This window comes from Aquicoccus porphyridii, assembly GCF_008369105.1.
In the GTDB taxonomy this organism is placed as follows: domain Bacteria; phylum Pseudomonadota; class Alphaproteobacteria; order Rhodobacterales; family Rhodobacteraceae; genus Aquicoccus; species Aquicoccus porphyridii.
On the sequence record NZ_VINQ01000002.1, the window covers coordinates 398,700 to 414,387 of the forward strand.

Below are 15,688 nucleotides of genomic sequence, written 5' to 3' on the forward strand. Positions count from 1 at the left end.
TTATCCTTTCCTGATCTGTATCGTCTGCACCACTGTCTCGGGCTCCGCCCGGGTCAGATCAACATGCAGGAGACCGTTTTCCATCACCGCCTCGCCCACTTCGACGCCATCGGCGAGAACGAAGCTGCGCTGAAACTGACGCGCGGCGATGCCGCGATGCAGGAATACCCGGCCCTCTGTCTCGTCATGCTGACGACCGCGGATCACCAGTTGCCGGTCCTCGATCGTGATCGCCAGATCCCGCTGCGAGAACCCGGCCACGGCCAGCGTGATCCGATAGGAATTGTCCGAGGTCTGTTCGATATTGAAGGGGGGATAACCCTCGTTGCCGGATTTGGCATTGCGCTCAAGCAACCGCTCAAGCTGTTCGAAGCCCAGAAGATAGGGGGCGGTCCCCAGGGAAAGTTTCGTCATCGACACGGTCCTTCACACATACAAGCGACAGTGCTTTCATCGCGGGCCCCGTTCCGGCGACCCGTATCAGAAATATGGGGGGTCTTTGGCGCGGCTGCAAGGGCTTTGCCAAATGTCCTGATTTCAGTATGTTATACCAACCGCCGCCAAGGGGGAATCACTCCGAAAATGAATGCGCCTTTCGATATCTCGATGAAGACCGACGAGGTGCTCCGCGTCGAGTTGGAGGTCTTTCGACGCGAACATCGCGAACTCGACGAATCCATCCGCGTGATGCAGGAGCGTGGCACGGCGGACCAGTTGATGCTGCAACGGCTGAAAAAGAAGAAACTGGCGCTCAAGGATATCATAGCCCGGATCGAGGACAGGCTGACACCGGATATCATTGCGTGACCTCCTGATTTGCCTATAGTGCGGATTTCCTGAAAAACCGGTCAACCGGGGAGCGATCATGAGCGAAACAAGGGTCGGGATCATCATGGGGAGCCAGTCGGACTGGCCCACTATGAAAGAGGCGGCGGATATTCTCGATGAATTGGGCGTGGCCTATGAGACGCGCATCGTATCGGCTCACCGCACGCCGGATCGGCTCTGGGATTATGGAAAGACGGCGGTGGCGCGTGGTCTGCATGTGATCATCGCGGGCGCTGGCGGGGCCGCGCATCTGCCCGGCATGATGGCTTCGAAAACCCGGGTGCCGGTCATCGGTGTGCCGGTACTGACCAGGGCGCTTTCGGGCGTCGACAGCCTCTATTCCATCGTGCAGATGCCCAAGGGCTTTCCGGTGGCCACGATGGCGATCGGGGCGGCGGGCGCGGCCAACGCGGGTCTCATGGCGGCGAGCATCCTGGCGGTGAGCGACCCGGATCTGGCGACACGACTGGACGATTGGCGCGCGGCGCTGTCGGCCTCGATCCCCGAGGCGCCAGGCGATGCATGAGCCCCTGCCCCCCGGATCGGTGATCGGCATTCTTGGTGGCGGGCAGCTGGGCCGCATGCTGTCGGTTGCTGCCGCGCGGCTTGGCTACAAGACCGCGATCTTCGAGCCGGGCAGCGATTGCCCCGCGAGCCACGTGGCCAATTTTCACATGCGGGCCGAGTACGAGGACGAGGCGGCGCTGCGCAACTTTGCCGAAAGCGTCGATGTCATCACCTACGAATTCGAGAATGTCCCCACCTCTGCACTTGATATTCTCGACCTCCTTTGCCCCATACGTCCCGGGCGCGAGGCGCTCAGGATCAGCCAGGACCGGATCATCGAAAAGGACTTCCTTTCGGGGCTGGGGTTGCAGGTGGCGCCTTACAGGGCGGTCAATTCCGAGAATGACCTGCGCGTGGCAGTGGATGAGATCGGCGCACCGGCAATCCTCAAGACCTGCCGCTTTGGCTATGACGGCAAGGGACAGGCGCGCCTGTCATCGCCTGACGACATCGCACAGGCATGGGCGATCATGAAGGGCGCGCCGTCGGTGATGGAAGGATTCGTGAGCTTCAGCCACGAGGTATCGGTGATCGCGGCGCGCGGGCTAGACGGTTCGGTCGCGGCGTTCGATCCGGGCGAGAATGTCCACGAAGGCGGGATCTTGCGCCGAACCACCGTTCCGGCAACGCTGACCGCAACAGAACGTGCCGACTCGGTGCTCCTGGCTGCGAACATCCTCAACGCGCTCGATTATGTCGGGGTGCTTGGGGTCGAATTGTTCGTGACACGGCAAGGCCTGATCGTGAACGAAATCGCACCACGGGTGCATAATTCCGGCCACTGGACGCAGCAGGGCTGTGCCGTGGACCAGTTCGAACAACATATCCGCGCCATCACTGGCTGGCCGCTGGGCGACGGAACACGCCATGCCGACGTCATGATGGAGAACCTGATTGGCGATGACGTGACCCGGTTGCCGGACCTTGCGAAAGAGCAGGGTGTCGCCATCCACCTCTACGGGAAGGCGGATGTGAAACCCGGCCGCAAGATGGGCCATGTCAACCGTATCACCGGCTGAACCGGCAGGAGTGGGGGCCGTCCCCACTCCCCCGAGGTATTTTCTGTCGGATGAAGCCGGGAACCGACCCGCGCTTCACCTTGGGGCAAACAGTCACACCGCCCCGGTCAGTGCCCGAGAATCTGGCTGAGGAAAAGCTTGGTGCGCTCGCTTTGCGGGTTATTGAAGAACTCTTCGGGCTCGTTCTGTTCGACGATCTGGCCCTGGTCCATGAAAATCACCCGGTTCGCCACCTGACGCGCAAAACCCATCTCATGGGTGACACAGAGCATGGTCATGCCCTCCTCGGCCAGTTGGATCATCGTGTCGAGCACCTCCTTGATCATTTCGGGATCAAGGGCCGATGTGGGCTCGTCGAAAAGCATGATGCGCGGGCGCATACAGAGCGATCGGGCGATCGCCACCCGCTGTTGCTGCCCGCCCGACAATTGCCCCGGGTACTTGTCGGCCTGTTCAGGGATCTTGACCTTTTCGAGGAAGTGCATCGCCGTTTCCTCGGCTTCTCGCTTGGGTGTCTTGCGCACCCAGATCGGCGCCAGCGTGCAGTTCTCGAGGATGGTGAGATGCGGAAACAGGTTGAAATGCTGAAACACCATCCCGACCTCGGAGCGGATCTTGTCGATGTTCTTGAGGTCAGACGACAGCACCGTGCCGTCCACCACGATCCGACCCTGCTGATGTTCTTCAAGCGCATTGATGCAACGGATGAGCGTCGATTTGCCCGACCCCGACGGCCCGGCGATCACGATCCGCTCACCACGCTGCACGGTCAGGTTGATGTCGCGCAGCACGTGGAACGTGCCGAACCACTTGTTCATGTTGGTAATTTCGACGGCGACCTCGTCGCTCACCGTCATTTTCGAACGGTCGACTTCACGACCCATGGCGAGTTCTGACATTTTCAAGGCCCTCCTCAGTGATGGCCGGTATTGAGCTTGCGCTCGAGATACATGGAATAGCGCGACATCGCGAAGCAGAAGGCAAAGAACAGCAGCGCAATGAAACCGTAGATTTCCCAGACAATCCCGTTCCACGCCGCATCGGCACGGATCGAGTTAGACAGGCCCAGCGGATCGAGCAGGCCGATGATCGACACCAGCGTGGTATCCTTGAAGAGCCCGATGAAGGTGCTCACGATGCCGGGGATCGAGATTTTCAGCGCCTGCGGCATGATCACCAGCCGCTGCGCCTGCCAATAATCGAGGCCAAGGCTGTCCGCACCTTCATACTGTCCCTGGGGAAGGGCCGCGAGTCCGCCGCGGATCACCTCGGCCATGTAAGCCGAAGCAAAGAGCGTGGCCATGATTATGACCCGCAGGATGATGTCGAAATTCGTCCCCGGTGGCATGAAGATGTTGAGAAGCGTCGATGCCACGAACAAGAGCGTGATCAGGGGCACACCCCGGATGAACTCGATGAATCCCACGCAGAGTGCCTTGACGATCAACAGGTCCGATTGCCGACCCAGCGCCAGCACGACGCCGATCGGCAGCGAACAGGCGATCGCCACGACCCCGATCGTGACAGAGAGCATGAAACCACCGAAATTGCGGCTTTGCACCGCTTCGATCCCGATTGGCAGAACCGCGCTGACCCCGTCGATCACATAGCCCGATACAAGCAACCACCAGATCACCGCGGCCAACACGCCGGCGATGATACCCGCAAGGCCGCCCGCACGCTTGTCCGCGGCCCGATAAACGAACCATCCGATGACAAAACCCGCGATCACCATGAGCGGCCCCCAGATCGGGCCACCCCAAAGAAGCCAGGGAAAGAGAAACGGATAAACCGCAGAGAACCACAAGAGCTTGCGCGGCACCCGGTCGGAAAAGAGAACCGGCGCCAACGCTACACCCAGAAGCAGGAAGGCCATGATCGGGCGCCAGTAGAGCTCGGACGGGTAGAACCCGAAGAGAAGCTGCACCCAACGATCGCGGATCACTCCCCAGCAGGCCCCGGGATAATGCCCCTCACGACCCATCCCACGCAGGATGTCGCGACACTCGCCCAACGACGTGGCGTACCATGTGGGCGAGAATATCCACGGCAGGATAGCATTGAGAAGCATCACGACAAAGGTCAGAGACACAATGGTCAGGGCGGTGTTGAACCATCCCGAAAACAGGTTCTCACGCATCCACCCGATCACGCCTATCGTGGTAGCAGGCGGCTCGCGCTCGGGCAGCATTTCGGTGCGAACATAGGAAACTTCGCTCATTTTACCGCTCCACCAGTTTGACGCTGTTGTTATACCAGTTCATCACCGCCGAAATGATAAGCGAGATGGTGAGATAGATCAGCATGCCCAGAAGCACCGTTTCAAGCTCACGCCCGGTCTGGTTTAGGGTGATGCCCATCAAGGTGCCGGTGATATCCATGTACCCCACAGCGATAGCCAGAGAGCTGTTCTTGGTGAGGTTGAGATAATTGGAAATCAGTGGCGGGATAATGACGCGCAGCGCCTGCGGCAGGATTACGAGATTCATGATACGCTTCGGCCGCAAACCCAACGCCGAGGCCGCCTCGGTCTGGCCATGGCTGATCGCGAGGATACCGGCGCGCACGATCTCGGCGATGAATGCCGCAGTGTAAAGCGAGAGCGCCAGCCAGAGCGCGATGAGCGAGTTGCGCATATGCGTCCCGCCCTGGAAGTTGAACCCTCTTAGCTCGGGAAACGCGAAATAGAAGCCTAGCGCCCACAGCGTGATCGCAAAGGGCAGGATCACGACGCCAAGGCGCAGATACCAGGTGACCGGGCGCACGCCTGTGGCGTTCTGAATGCGATCGGCACGGCGCTTGATGCGATGCGACGCGTATAATCCGGCAATAAGAACGGCAAGCGCCAACAACAGGTCGAGGCTGATCTGGAAGGTGCCGCACCCGGCGGCGGGTTCGCCTGCGCCAGGGCCTTCGGTGGCATAGTAGCGTTCACAAGACGGATTGTCGCGGCTGGCGCCGACCGGATAATCTCCTAGCCCCACGCGCCAGCCGACAGGTTCGTCAAGGAATGCCCCCTTATCGTCCTTGGCGTCGGCACCAAAAAGGGGATCGGGGATATAGACACCGCGGTTGGTAATCGCGACCGTGTCAAAGAGCTTCATGCTCGCCACGGGATCGTCACCTCGAAAATCCCGTGGCGCTGGCAAGGTTTCGATCAGGATCGCCATGATGAAAACGATCCACAAAAGCACCGGCACGTTGCGGAAGATCTCAACGTAAACCGTCATCAGGCGTCCGACCAACCAGTTCTTGGACAGGCGCAAAACACCGATAATCACGCCCAGAATGGTGGCCGTCGCGCAGCCCATCACCGCGACCAGAAGCGTATTCAGGATGCCGACAAAGGCAGCCCGCAAGTGAGAGTCTTGATTGTTGTAGTCGATCAGGCGCTGGTTGATGTCATAACCCGCCGCTTCACCCATGAATTGGAACGAAGGTTCCTTGCCCAGATCGGCCAGATTCTGTGCCGTGTTCGAGATCAGCCAGCCGATCAGGACAAGAAACCCGATCAGCGCAACGATCTGGATTGTCATGGACCGATAGCGCGTGTCGTAAATCAGCTGAGAGAGCCGAAACGCCTCTTTGGGAGGGTCGGAAACTGTTGCCATTGCGTGGCGTCCCTGTCTTGTGTGGCGATTGCGGTTTCCGGCGAGGTTTTTCCCCGCTCGCATCGAATCGCATCATTTACGCTTGAGCGTATTGAAAGGGGCGCAGGCTGACCCGCGCCCCTTCATGAGCAGTATTACCGGAAGGGCGGCGAATAGAGCAGCCCACCATCGGTCCATTGCGCGTTCAGACCACGCGAGAGACCGATCGGGGTATTCTCACCAATATTCCTGGCGAAGATTTCCCCATAGTTGCCACCCGCGCTAATCGCGTTGACGGCCCAGTCGGCCGAAAGACCCAGCATCTCACCGAGGTTGCCCTCGGTGCCGAGCAGCCGGTTGATCTCGGGGTTGTTGCCCGCAGCCGATGCCATTTCCTTGACATTGGCCGAGGTGATGCCCAGCTCTTCTGCGGCGATCAACGCGTTGAGCGTCCAGCGCGCCACGTCGCCCCATTCGTCATCGCCATGACGCACGAGCGGGCCAAGCGGCTCTTTCGAGACGATTTCAGGCAAAACCACGTGATCGGCCGGGTTCTCGAAGGTGGCACGGGTCGCGGCAAGGCCCGAGGCATCGGTGGTGTAGGTGTCGCATGCCCCGGCCAGGTATTGCTGCTGGCCTTCGGCGTTGGTTTCGATCGGCACCGGCTCGTAGCTGATGTTGTTCTTGCGGAAGTAATCCGCAAGGTTCAGCTCGGTGGTAGTGCCGGTCTGAATGCAGACGGTCGCGCCATCAAGTTCCTTGGCCGAGCTCACGCCCAATGCCTTGGGCACCATGAAGCCCTGGCCGTCATAATAGTTGACCCCGACGAAAGTGAACTTGAGATCCACGTCACGCGAGAGGGTCCAAGTGGTGTTGCGCGCCAGCACATCGACCTCGCCCGACGCGAGCGCGGTAAAGCGCGTCTTGCCGGTCGTGGGAACGAATTCCACCGCCTTGGGATCGCCAAGAATGGCAGCCGCCATGGCGCGGCAAACCGCCACGTCAAAGCCATGCCATTCACCATTCGCATCCGGGGCGGCAAAGCCGACGAGACCGGTGGTCACACCACAGTTCAGCTTGCCACGTGCTTTCACGTCGTCAAGCGTGCCGGCAGCCGCAGCGCCAGCCGCAAGACCTGCGACCGTGAGAGCACCAAGAAATACGGTTTTTTTCATGTTTACCTCTTCCTGATTATCCACCGTTTTACAGGTGGTTCTTCCGACCACAGATGGCCGGGACGATTTTCGGGAGAAGCCCTCCCAATGGCGATGAGTTTGGTCGGAATTGCAGTTGCAGGTCAAGGGACTCATGAGACCTTCTGCGGTCGAACTCGGCTTTTCAGAGGGGTATTGCCCTTTGGTCAAGCCTTCTCATGCCGAATTATGCGGCATCGGCGTCGGAGTTTGCCAGTTCGAAAAACCGCATCGCATGGGCAAAGGCCTGCGCCCTGAGCATGGCGGCCTTTTCGGAATCGGCGTCGCGGCCCCATTGCTCGGCTTGCCATGTCTCGTCGATGCGCGACAGCGCCCAAAGCTCTTGCGCCGGCCTAACCCGCTCAGCCGCGGCAAGGCCAAGCACAAAAGACCCACTCAAGCTGACCAGATCGTGAAAGCCGGTCAGTTCAAATGCGGTCATGGATCGAGTGATTCCTTGAATTTTCTCAATGGAATCCATGCTTTGTGCCTTATGAATCACACCAGTCACTGGAACAAGCGCAATTCCATGGCGCGATTTCAACCAGTCGAGCATCGGATCCCATTCCGCCTCTTGCCGCGCGACCAACTCGTCCGGTGCCTCGGCCCGATAACACAAAAGATCGCTGTCTCCATAGGCGGCGATCAGCGCGGCCACCTCCTCGTGCTGGGGGCGCACTTTGTCAATGGCAGCATTGGCCGAGCGGGTGTAGGGCATGGTTGTCGGGTCGAGCACATCCCCCTGTGCATTCCATTCTGCGGCTACCGCCCGGGCCATCGCGGCATTCGGCAACACCAGCAGTGCCTTGGCCGGACTGCGCACCGGGCGCCCATCAAGCAGAACGCCAAAGCCCCCGGACTCGGACTCAGGGGCGATGCTCGCCTCTTTCCAGAAGCGTTTGGCCTTCCATTCACTCATCAACGATTCTCTCCGTGTCGTGCCAAAACCCCGGCCACGGCACTAGGCACCTCTGCCACGTCATGTACCACGTGATCCGCCACCAGCGTTTCGGGCGCATGATAGCCCCAGCCAACGCCAAGCGCACCCACAGCCGCGGCCCGGGCCATCTCCATGTCAAAACTGGTGTCGCCCACCATCACCGCATCACACGGCCCGATACCCGCCTCGCCCAATGCCGCGGCGAGCATCGCGGGATGCGGCTTGGAGGGGTGAAAATCGGCCACTTGCCGGGTGACGAAATACCGCTCAAGCCCATGCGCCTCGATCAGCGCGTCGAGCCCGCGTTTCGATTTTCCGGTGGCCACCCCCATCAGAAGAAAAGGGTCGCCCGCCATCTCGTCCAGCACGGCGCGCACGCCGGGATAGAGCGGCGAGGCCCCATTTGCGCGGCGCTGCTCGAAATAGGCCTGCTTGTAACCCGCCACCAGCCGCGCCCGGCCAGTTTCCGACAGATCGGGGGCCAACCGTACCATTGCATGATCAAGCGACAGCCCGACAATCGACAGGATCGCCGCGCGATCGGGCGTGGCAAGAGATTCATTGGCAAAGGCCGCGCCCATGGCCGATAGAATCTCGGCCTGACTGTCGGCAAGCGTGCCATCGACGTCGAAAACGACCAGGCGCAACCGGCTCATTTCACCACCTCGAACGGGTCTTCGGCAGCCAGATCGGTGGTCCAGCCGAAGGTTTCGAACGTATGCGCCATGTGATCGGGCAAAGGCGCGGTGATGGTCACGTCCCGTCCTGTCACGGGATGTTCGAACCGCATCGACCTTGCATGCAGGTGCAGCTTGTTCGAGATGATCCCGCCCAGTTTTGCCCCCCATCCATCGCCCAGGTTCTCCTGACCCGAGCCGCCATATTTTCCGTCGCCCACGATCGGATGCCCGATCTCAGCCATATGGGCACGCAGTTGATGGGTGCGCCCGGTGATCGGCTCCATGGCGATCCATGCGGCCCGTTCGGCGACGCGGTAAAGCGTGGCGTATTGCGTGATCGCACGTTTCGCGCCCTCGGTACGGTCAATCTCGTCGGGGTGGATACAAAGCATCTTTTCGCCCTGCCCCTTGCCCCCGCCCGGCGCCTTGACGAGACCGTACTTGATCTCGCCCAGATAGGGGCGCGGCACACCCGCAACTATGGCCCAGTAGATCTTGCGCGTGGCGCGGTGTCGGATCGCGGCGGTGAGCGCCTGAGCCACCGAACGGCTACGCGCCAGCAAAAGCACGCCCGACGTATCCTTGTCGAGCCGATGCACGAGGCGCGGTTTGTCGTCCAGCCCGAACTTGAGCGCCTCGGACAATCCGTCAACATGCCGCGTCTGCTTGCTGCCGCCCTGTGTCGGCAGGCCCGGCGGCTTGTTCAGCGCGATGATGTGATCGTCGCGCCAGATCACGGAAGCGTGAATCATCCGGGCATCTTCCTGGCTAACCGTAGACCTGGGAGGCGGCTTTGCTGTCTCGCCCGGTTCGGGCAGCGGCGGGATACGCACTTTCTGCCCCACCGCGAGCCGATGCGCGGGTTTGACCCGCCCACCGTCGACGCGAACCTCGCCCTTGCGGCACATCTTTTCGATCCGGCCCTGCGGAACATGCGGAAAGTGACGCCGGAACCAGCGGTCGAGCCGCTGATCGCCATCACCCGGCCCGACGGTCACGGTTTGAACGTTGTTCATTGGAAAGCCCCCCGGGCAAGAAAAATAGCCAGCACAAGTGCCCCCAAGGACAAGATCACCGAAGCGCCAACATAAAGCGCCGCGAACCCGACATGACCCTTTTCCCACAGCACGTAAGCATCGAGCGAAAAGGCCGAGAACGTGGTGAACCCGCCCAGAATCCCGGTCATCAGAAAGGGCGCGAAGCGCATCACGTCCTTCTCTGCCAGCAACACGAAGACGAGCCCCATCAGAAACGATCCAACCACGTTGACCGTGAGTGTACCCCATGGAAACCCCGGCCCCATAATCCGCATTGCACCCGCGAAAGTCAGGTAACGGAGCGAAGCCCCGATCGCGCCGCCAAGGGCCACTTGCAATAGGGTTGTGAACATGGGCGGTCTGTCTCAGGGGGCGGGCGGTTTGTCAAGCTGGGGCGGGTGTTCGCGGGGCACCGTGCTCAGTTTCCGCGCTGAAGGCGCTGTTTCGCGAACCAATCGAGCCGCTTTTTCAACTCGCGCTCGAATCCGCGTTCGACCGGCTGATAAAGGACCGGGCGCTTCATGCCATCAGGAAAATAGTTCTGCCCCGAGAACCCGTCCTCGGCATCGTGGTCGTAGGAATAGCCCTTGCCATAACCGTGGTCCTTCATAAGCGATGTTGGCGCGTTCAGGATATGCTTGGGCGGGGGTTCCGAGCCAGTCTTTTTGGCCTGCGCGCGTGCGGCCTTGTAAGCGGTGTAGCCCGCATTCGATTTCGGTGCCAGCGCCAGATAGATCAGCGCCTGTGCCAGTGCCAGTTCGCCCTCGGGGCTGCCAAGTCGCTCATAGACTTCCCATGCATGCAGGCAATGCGTCTGGGCATTGGGATCTGCGAGCCCGATATCCTCGATCGCCATGCGGGTGATGCGCCGGGCGAGATATCGGGGGTCTTCGCCCCCCTCAAGCATCCGCGCGAGCCAATAAAGCGCCGCATCCGGGTCGGAGCCACGCACCGATTTGTGCAGCGCCGAGATGAGATTGTAATGCTCATCGCCCGACTTATCGTACTGCGCTGCGCGCCGCATCAAGCGCGTGGTAAGGGCTTTGGTGTCGAGCTTGGCTTCGACCTTCCACGCCATCACCTGTTCGATGAGGTTCAAAAGCGCACGCCCGTCGCCATCGGCCATTTCCAAAAGCCCCTCGCGTGCAGGGCCGTCGAGCGGCAGGCTGCGACCCAGATCGGTCTCCGCGCGCTGCGCCAGCCGTTCTAGATCGGCAAGTTCGAGCCGCGTGAGTACGAGCACCTGCGCGCGGCTGAGAAGGGCGGCGTTCAACTCGAAACTCGGGTTCTCGGTCGTGGCACCGACGAGAAGGATCGTCCCATCCTCCATATGCGGTAGGAAGCTGTCCTGTTGCGCCTTGTTGAACCGGTGGATTTCATCAACAAAAAGCAACGTGCCCTGCCCATTCGCGCGGCGGTGCTTGGCGGCCTCGAACACCTTGCGCAGTTCCGACACGCCCGAGAAGATCGCGCTGATCTGTTCGAAATGCAGATCGGTCTCATCCGCAAGCAACCGTGCAATGGTGGTCTTGCCCACACCGGGCGGCCCCCAGAAGATCAGCGACGAGAGCGACCCCGCGGCCAGCATCGCCCCCAGCGGCGCATCGGGGCCGAGCACCTGTTCCTGCCCGATCACCTCCGAGAGGGCACGCGGGCGCAGCCGGTCAGCCAGCGGGCGCGGTCCCTTGGGCGGCTCGGGCGCGTCCGCAGCAGTGTCGAACAGGTCGCTCATCAGAGCCGGAACCGCATCACGCGGCGTTGGGTGCCACGCTGAACCTCAAGCGAGAGCCAACGCGATACCCCTTCGAGAAGCCGCGCGGCGCTTTGAGCGTCAGTCACGGCAACATCGTTGATCGCGCGCAGGATATCGCCCCGCGCCAGCCCGGCACGTGGCCCGGCCGGACCGGGATCGGTCACAACCACGCCCTCCGAAGACAACGGCAGCCCCAGTTCGGCAATCACGGCCGGGTTGATGTTCGAAAGTTCAAGCCCGGGGATCGCCGCATCTTGTGCGGTGGTGCGCAGCTCACGCGGCGGCGTGTCGGGAGCCGCCATGAGCGGCACCTCGACCTGCGCCTCATCGCCGTCGCGCACACGGGTGACAGCCACTTGGTTGCCCAGCCCGGCAACGCTCATTCGATAGACCATTTCATCGGGTGTATTGACCGGCTGGCCATCGACGGCCACGATTACATCACCGGGGCGGATTCCCGCGTCCAGAAACGGGCTGACAGGATGCAATTCTGAAATCACGATACCGCGCGGTGTACTCAGCCCGAGGCTTGCTGCGATATCGCTGTCGACCGGCTGGCCGTTCATCCCCGCCCATGGCCGCAGAAACCGGTCATGCCCGGCTTTGGCCTGCTCCACGAACCGTGCAACCAGCGTTGCCGGAATGGCAAAGCCGATCCCATTCGACCCGCCAGAACGGGTAAGAATCCGCGTGTTGATCCCGACCAGCCGACCGTTCACGTCGATGAGCGCACCGCCGGAATTCCCCGGATTGATCGGCGCATCGGTCTGGATGTAATAGCCCCGGGACGAGCCAGTGGCCGTGCCTGATCGGGCCAGGCCGGACACGATCCCGCTTGTCACCGTCTGACCCACGCCGAACGGGTTGCCAATCGCAAGAACCAGTTCGCCCACCTCGACAGTATCGCTGTTGCGAATTTCGAGACGCGGCAGGCCCTCACTGTTCCGGATTTGCAAAATCGCAAGATCGGCCTCTTGATCCGAAAGCAGGATGTCGGCTTCGAACTCGCGCCGGTCGTTGAGAACGACGCGGATATCCTGCGCCCCTCCAACCACATGGTAATTCGAAACCATGATCCCGTCGCTGGTCAGGATCACCCCCGATCCGAGGCTGTTTTGCACCTGCGGGCGGGGATTTCCGAAACCCTCGAAGAAATCACGAAAGAACGGATCGTCGGCAAAGGGGCTTCTCTGGCGCTGCTCGACGATCCGCCTTGCATAGATGTTAACCACCGCCGGCGCGGCCTGTTTGACCAGTGGGGCAAAGCCGAGCGCGATCTCGCTCTGGCTTTGCGGCACACGGGTTTCAGCAGCAAGCGGTGCGGCGATCACAACTGCAATCAGGGCAAGTATACGAAACATTCTGACCTCCCTTGGATTGGACCAGATATGCGGAGGGCATCGCCGGAATGCAAGCCAAGGCTAAACGCAAAACCCCCGCCACAAGGACGGGGGTTTAATGATTTCAGCAGGGGTGCGAGGATCAGTCCTCGTCCATCTCCGCCGCATCTTCTGCAGCGACACGGGCTTTGTCGGCGGCGCCCTTGGCTTCGGGGTCGCGGTCAACCAACTCGATGATCGCCATCGGGGCCATATCGCCATAGCGGAAACCGGCCCGGAGTACGCGGGTATAGCCGCCCTGGCGTTCGGTGTAACGCGGGCCGAGCACTTCAAAGAGCTTGGCCACGTCCTTTTCCTGCTTGAGTTGCGCCGCAGCCTGACGGCGGGCATGCAGATCGCCCCGCTTACCCAGCGTGATCAGCTTGTCCATCACCCGCTTGAGTTCCTTGGCCTTGGGCAGGGTGGTCTTGATTTGCTCATGCTCGATGAGCGAACCGGCCATGTTCGAAAAGAGTGCCTTGCGGTGCTCGTGAGTGCGGTTGAGGCGGCGATAGCCTTTTGCGTGACGCATGTGTCTTACTCCATTGTGCCCTCTACGGGCGGTTTTGCTTTGTCCGGCCAGCGATGCGTGTCACCGGCTCTCCTTGGGGCGGGAATGCCCGGGTTGTGCGGCGGGTTGGCGCCCCACCCTACGATTCTGCCGTAGGGTGGGTTGAACCCGTCGTGCCTTAAAAGGCATCCTCGAATTTCTTGGCGAGGTCTTCGATATTGTCCGGCGGCCAATCCTCGACGTCCATCCCGAGATGCAGTCCCATGCCCGAAAGCACTTCCTTGATCTCGTTCAGCGACTTGCGTCCGAAGTTCGGGGTGCGCAGCATCTCGGCTTCGGTCTTCTGGATCAGGTCGCCGATATAGACGATGTTGTCGTTCTTGAGACAGTTGGCCGAACGTACCGAAAGCTCCAGCTCGTCCACTTTCTTGAGCAGCAGCGGGTTGAACTCCAGCCCGTCATCCTCGTCCTGGCGACCGGCGGCTTCGGGTTCGTCGAAGTTGACGAAGATCGACAGCTGATCCTGCAGAATGCGCGCGGCAAAAGCCACCGCGTCATCCGGCGAGAGCGAACCGTCGGTTTCCAGCTTGAGGGTCAGCTTATCATAATCGAGAACCTGCCCCTCACGAGTCGGCTGAACGTCATAGGACACTTTCGTGATCGGCGAATAGATCGCGTCGATCGGAATGAGTCCGATGGGCGCATCCTCGGGCTTGTTCTTGTCGGCGGGGACATATCCCTTGCCCGTGTTCACGGTGAGTTCCATGTAAACATCCGCGCCCTCGTCGAGATGACAGATCACATGGTCCTTGTTCAGGATTTCGATACCCGCGCTGTCCGAAATCTCGGCGGCAGTCACGGTGCCCGGCCCCTTGGCGTTGATCGAAAGGCGCTTGGGGCCTTCGACCTCCATGCGCAACGCGACACCCTTGAGGTTCAAAACGATGTCGGTCACGTCCTCGCGGACACCCGGCACCGAGGAAAACTCGTGCAGCACATTGTCGATCTGAACGCTGGTAATCGCGCTACCCTGCAGCGAGCCCATCAGCACCCGGCGCAACGCATTGCCCAGCGTCAGGCCAAAGCCCCGCTCAAGCGGTTCGGCAACAATGGTCGCCTGACGTGCCGGATCACCGCCCGGTTTGACGTCGAGCTGCGTGGGTTTGATCAGTTCCTGCCAGTTCTTGTGGATCATGCGTCCCTCCATTCCTGTCTTTCGCCCCATGTCCAAAGGCAAAAGACGCCCGAGGTTTAAAAATGACATCACGGGGCCGGGCACATATGCCCGGCCCCGCTCCTTGCAAGCAATCAGACGCGGCGACGTTTCGGCGGACGGCAGCCGTTATGCGCGATCGGGGTGACATCACGAATCGAGGTGATGTTGAAACCCACGGCGGCCAGCGCACGCAGCGCCGATTCACGGCCCGAGCCGGGACCCTGCACTTCGACCTCGATCGTCTTCACACCGTGTTCCTGCGCCTTGCGACCGGCGTCTTCGGCGGCCATCTGTGCGGCATAGGGGGTCGATTTGCGCGACCCCTTGAAGCCCATCGTGCCGGCCGACGACCATGAGATCGCATTGCCCTGCACGTCCGAGATCAGGATCTTGGTGTTGTTGAAGCTGGAATTCACGTGTGCGACGCCAGCAGCGATGTTCTTGGAGGCCTTCTTCTTGCCCACGCGACGTGTATCTCGTGCCATTGGTGCAGCCCTCCCTTACTTCTTCTTGCCGGCAATGGCCTTTGCGGGGCCCTTGCGCGTGCGTGCATTGGTGTGGGTGCGCTGACCGCGCACGGGAAGGTTGCGGCGATGGCGCAGACCGCGATAGCAGCCCAGATCCATCAGGCGCTTGATGTTCATCTGCACCTCACGGCGCAAGTCGCCTTCGACGGTGTAATTCGTGTCGATATGCTCGCGGATGGCAACGGCTTCGGAATCCGAGAGTTCGTTGACGCGACGAGAATGATCGATGCCCACGGCATCACAGATGGACCGAGCCGCGGAAGGGCCAATTCCGGTGATATAGGTCAGGGCGATCGGGACCCGCTTGTGGGTCGGGATGTTGACGCCGGCGATACGTGCCACGTTTCTTTTCCTTTCGTTGCGGTTCCGTAGTTCCAGAACCTTTTTTCACAACGTAAGCCCGAGGCGCTTTCCGCTCCGGGCCGCAGCTGATTTCGAGGTGATGTCC

The 15,688-nt window shown here is 61.0% G+C and carries 18 protein-coding genes; 3 read left to right on the plus strand and 15 right to left on the minus strand.

Features of this window, described 5'->3' with window-relative positions:
- Positions 1–414 (minus strand): Hsp20 family protein, encoded by a 414-nt coding sequence (locus tag FLO80_RS04965; protein WP_111363334.1) that lies wholly within the window; start codon positions 412–414, stop codon positions 1–3.
- A gap of 168 nt (positions 415–582) precedes the next feature.
- Here FLO80_RS04965 and FLO80_RS04970 point away from each other — a divergent pair, with 168 nt between their 5' ends.
- Genes FLO80_RS04970 through FLO80_RS04980 form a run of 3 tightly spaced genes read left to right on the plus strand, consistent with a single transcriptional unit; the run spans position 583 to position 2,414 of the window.
- Positions 583–807 carry a YdcH family protein gene (locus FLO80_RS04970; RefSeq protein ID WP_111363332.1) on the plus strand — a complete coding sequence of 75 codons (225 nt, stop codon included), beginning with the start codon at positions 583–585 and terminating at the stop codon, positions 805–807.
- Between the two features lie 58 nt (positions 808–865).
- Positions 866–1,354 carry a 5-(carboxyamino)imidazole ribonucleotide mutase gene (gene purE / locus FLO80_RS04975; RefSeq protein WP_111363330.1) on the plus strand — a complete coding sequence of 163 codons (489 nt, stop codon included), beginning with the start codon at positions 866–868 and terminating at the stop codon, positions 1,352–1,354.
- A complete protein-coding gene (locus FLO80_RS04980) occupies positions 1,347–2,414 on the plus strand; it encodes a 5-(carboxyamino)imidazole ribonucleotide synthase (protein WP_111363328.1) in 1,068 nt (355 codons plus the stop codon). The genes purE and FLO80_RS04980 overlap by 8 nt, the downstream gene beginning before the upstream one ends.
- Before the next feature lie 107 nt (positions 2,415–2,521).
- On the opposite strand, the gene FLO80_RS04985 is transcribed toward FLO80_RS04980, so the two are convergent.
- The 14 genes from FLO80_RS04985 to rpsM form a co-directional block, all read right to left on the minus strand.
- Positions 2,522–3,313: an amino acid ABC transporter ATP-binding protein gene (locus tag FLO80_RS04985; RefSeq protein WP_111363326.1), complete on the minus strand. Its 792-nt coding sequence runs from the start codon at positions 3,311–3,313 to the stop codon at positions 2,522–2,524.
- A gap of 14 nt (positions 3,314–3,327) precedes the next feature.
- Positions 3,328–4,635 (minus strand): amino acid ABC transporter permease, encoded by a 1,308-nt coding sequence (locus FLO80_RS04990; protein WP_111363324.1) that lies wholly within the window; start codon positions 4,633–4,635, stop codon positions 3,328–3,330.
- Between the two features lies 1 nt (position 4,636).
- Positions 4,637–6,025: an amino acid ABC transporter permease gene (locus tag FLO80_RS04995; protein WP_111363322.1), complete on the minus strand. Its 1,389-nt coding sequence runs from the start codon at positions 6,023–6,025 to the stop codon at positions 4,637–4,639.
- A gap of 134 nt (positions 6,026–6,159) precedes the next feature.
- Entirely contained in the window at positions 6,160–7,179 is a 1,020-nt protein-coding gene (locus tag FLO80_RS05000; protein WP_111363320.1) for an amino acid ABC transporter substrate-binding protein, read from the minus strand.
- A gap of 205 nt (positions 7,180–7,384) precedes the next feature.
- Positions 7,385–8,116, minus strand: a complete 732-nt coding sequence (locus FLO80_RS05005) for an ATP12 family chaperone protein (RefSeq protein ID WP_111363318.1) — start codon at positions 8,114–8,116, stop codon at positions 7,385–7,387.
- Positions 8,116–8,793, minus strand: a complete 678-nt coding sequence (locus FLO80_RS05010; RefSeq protein WP_111363316.1) for an HAD-IA family hydrolase — start codon at positions 8,791–8,793, stop codon at positions 8,116–8,118. The genes FLO80_RS05005 and FLO80_RS05010 overlap by 1 nt, the downstream gene beginning before the upstream one ends.
- Positions 8,790–9,833, minus strand: a complete 1,044-nt coding sequence (locus tag FLO80_RS05015) for an RluA family pseudouridine synthase (protein ID WP_111363314.1) — start codon at positions 9,831–9,833, stop codon at positions 8,790–8,792. The genes FLO80_RS05010 and FLO80_RS05015 overlap by 4 nt, the downstream gene beginning before the upstream one ends.
- Positions 9,830–10,207, minus strand: coding sequence for a fluoride efflux transporter CrcB (gene crcB / locus FLO80_RS05020; RefSeq protein ID WP_111363312.1), 378 nt, complete (start codon positions 10,205–10,207; stop codon positions 9,830–9,832). The genes FLO80_RS05015 and crcB overlap by 4 nt, the downstream gene beginning before the upstream one ends.
- 65 nt (positions 10,208–10,272) lie before the next feature.
- Positions 10,273–11,586, minus strand: coding sequence for a replication-associated recombination protein A (locus FLO80_RS05025; RefSeq protein ID WP_111363310.1), 1,314 nt, complete (start codon positions 11,584–11,586; stop codon positions 10,273–10,275).
- Complete coding sequence (locus tag FLO80_RS05030) at positions 11,586–12,968, minus strand: trypsin-like peptidase domain-containing protein (protein WP_111363308.1); 1,383 nt, start codon at positions 12,966–12,968, stop codon at positions 11,586–11,588. Before FLO80_RS05030 ends, FLO80_RS05025 begins: the two co-directional genes overlap by 1 nt.
- Positions 12,969–13,089: 121 nt before the next feature.
- Positions 13,090–13,518 (minus strand): 50S ribosomal protein L17, encoded by a 429-nt coding sequence (gene rplQ, locus FLO80_RS05035; RefSeq protein WP_111363306.1) that lies wholly within the window; start codon positions 13,516–13,518, stop codon positions 13,090–13,092.
- Positions 13,519–13,675: 157 nt separating this feature from the next.
- A complete protein-coding gene (locus tag FLO80_RS05040; protein WP_111364042.1) occupies positions 13,676–14,692 on the minus strand; it encodes a DNA-directed RNA polymerase subunit alpha in 1,017 nt (338 codons plus the stop codon).
- Between the two features lie 113 nt (positions 14,693–14,805).
- A complete protein-coding gene (gene rpsK, locus FLO80_RS05045; protein WP_111363304.1) occupies positions 14,806–15,198 on the minus strand; it encodes a 30S ribosomal protein S11 in 393 nt (130 codons plus the stop codon).
- A gap of 15 nt (positions 15,199–15,213) precedes the next feature.
- On the minus strand, positions 15,214–15,582 hold the full coding sequence (rpsM, locus tag FLO80_RS05050) for a 30S ribosomal protein S13 (RefSeq protein ID WP_111363302.1): 369 nt from the start codon (positions 15,580–15,582) through the stop codon (positions 15,214–15,216).
- Positions 15,583–15,688 lie beyond the last annotated feature (106 nt).

Excerpts from the sequence above, each read along its gene's own strand:
- FLO80_RS05005 (WP_111363318.1), bottom strand. The coding sequence starts at position 8,116 with ATGAGTGAATGGAAGGCCAAACGCTTCTGGAAAGAGGCGAGCATCGCC.
- FLO80_RS04970 (WP_111363332.1), top strand. The coding sequence starts at position 583 with ATGAATGCGCCTTTCGATATCTCGATGAAGACCGACGAGGTGCTCCGC.
- FLO80_RS05040 (WP_111364042.1), bottom strand. The coding sequence starts at position 14,692 with ATGATCCACAAGAACTGGCAGGAACTGATCAAACCCACGCAGCTCGAC.
- FLO80_RS04990 (WP_111363324.1), bottom strand. The coding sequence starts at position 4,635 with ATGAGCGAAGTTTCCTATGTTCGCACCGAAATGCTGCCCGAGCGCGAG.
- FLO80_RS04980 (WP_111363328.1), top strand. The coding sequence starts at position 1,347 with ATGCATGAGCCCCTGCCCCCCGGATCGGTGATCGGCATTCTTGGTGGC.
- FLO80_RS05010 (WP_111363316.1), bottom strand. The coding sequence starts at position 8,793 with ATGAGCCGGTTGCGCCTGGTCGTTTTCGACGTCGATGGCACGCTTGCC.
- rplQ (WP_111363306.1), bottom strand. The coding sequence starts at position 13,518 with ATGCGTCACGCAAAAGGCTATCGCCGCCTCAACCGCACTCACGAGCAC.
- FLO80_RS05000 (WP_111363320.1), bottom strand. The coding sequence starts at position 7,179 with ATGAAAAAAACCGTATTTCTTGGTGCTCTCACGGTCGCAGGTCTTGCG.
- FLO80_RS04965 (WP_111363334.1), bottom strand. The coding sequence starts at position 414 with ATGACGAAACTTTCCCTGGGGACCGCCCCCTATCTTCTGGGCTTCGAA.
- FLO80_RS05025 (WP_111363310.1), bottom strand. The coding sequence starts at position 11,586 with ATGAGCGACCTGTTCGACACTGCTGCGGACGCGCCCGAGCCGCCCAAG.
- FLO80_RS05030 (WP_111363308.1), bottom strand. The coding sequence starts at position 12,968 with ATGTTTCGTATACTTGCCCTGATTGCAGTTGTGATCGCCGCACCGCTT.
- FLO80_RS04985 (WP_111363326.1), bottom strand. The coding sequence starts at position 3,313 with ATGTCAGAACTCGCCATGGGTCGTGAAGTCGACCGTTCGAAAATGACG.
- FLO80_RS04995 (WP_111363322.1), bottom strand. The coding sequence starts at position 6,025 with ATGGCAACAGTTTCCGACCCTCCCAAAGAGGCGTTTCGGCTCTCTCAG.
- crcB (WP_111363312.1), bottom strand. The coding sequence starts at position 10,207 with ATGTTCACAACCCTATTGCAAGTGGCCCTTGGCGGCGCGATCGGGGCT.
- purE (WP_111363330.1), top strand. The coding sequence starts at position 866 with ATGAGCGAAACAAGGGTCGGGATCATCATGGGGAGCCAGTCGGACTGG.
- rpsK (WP_111363304.1), bottom strand. The coding sequence starts at position 15,198 with ATGGCACGAGATACACGTCGCGTGGGCAAGAAGAAGGCCTCCAAGAAC.
- FLO80_RS05015 (WP_111363314.1), bottom strand. The coding sequence starts at position 9,833 with ATGAACAACGTTCAAACCGTGACCGTCGGGCCGGGTGATGGCGATCAG.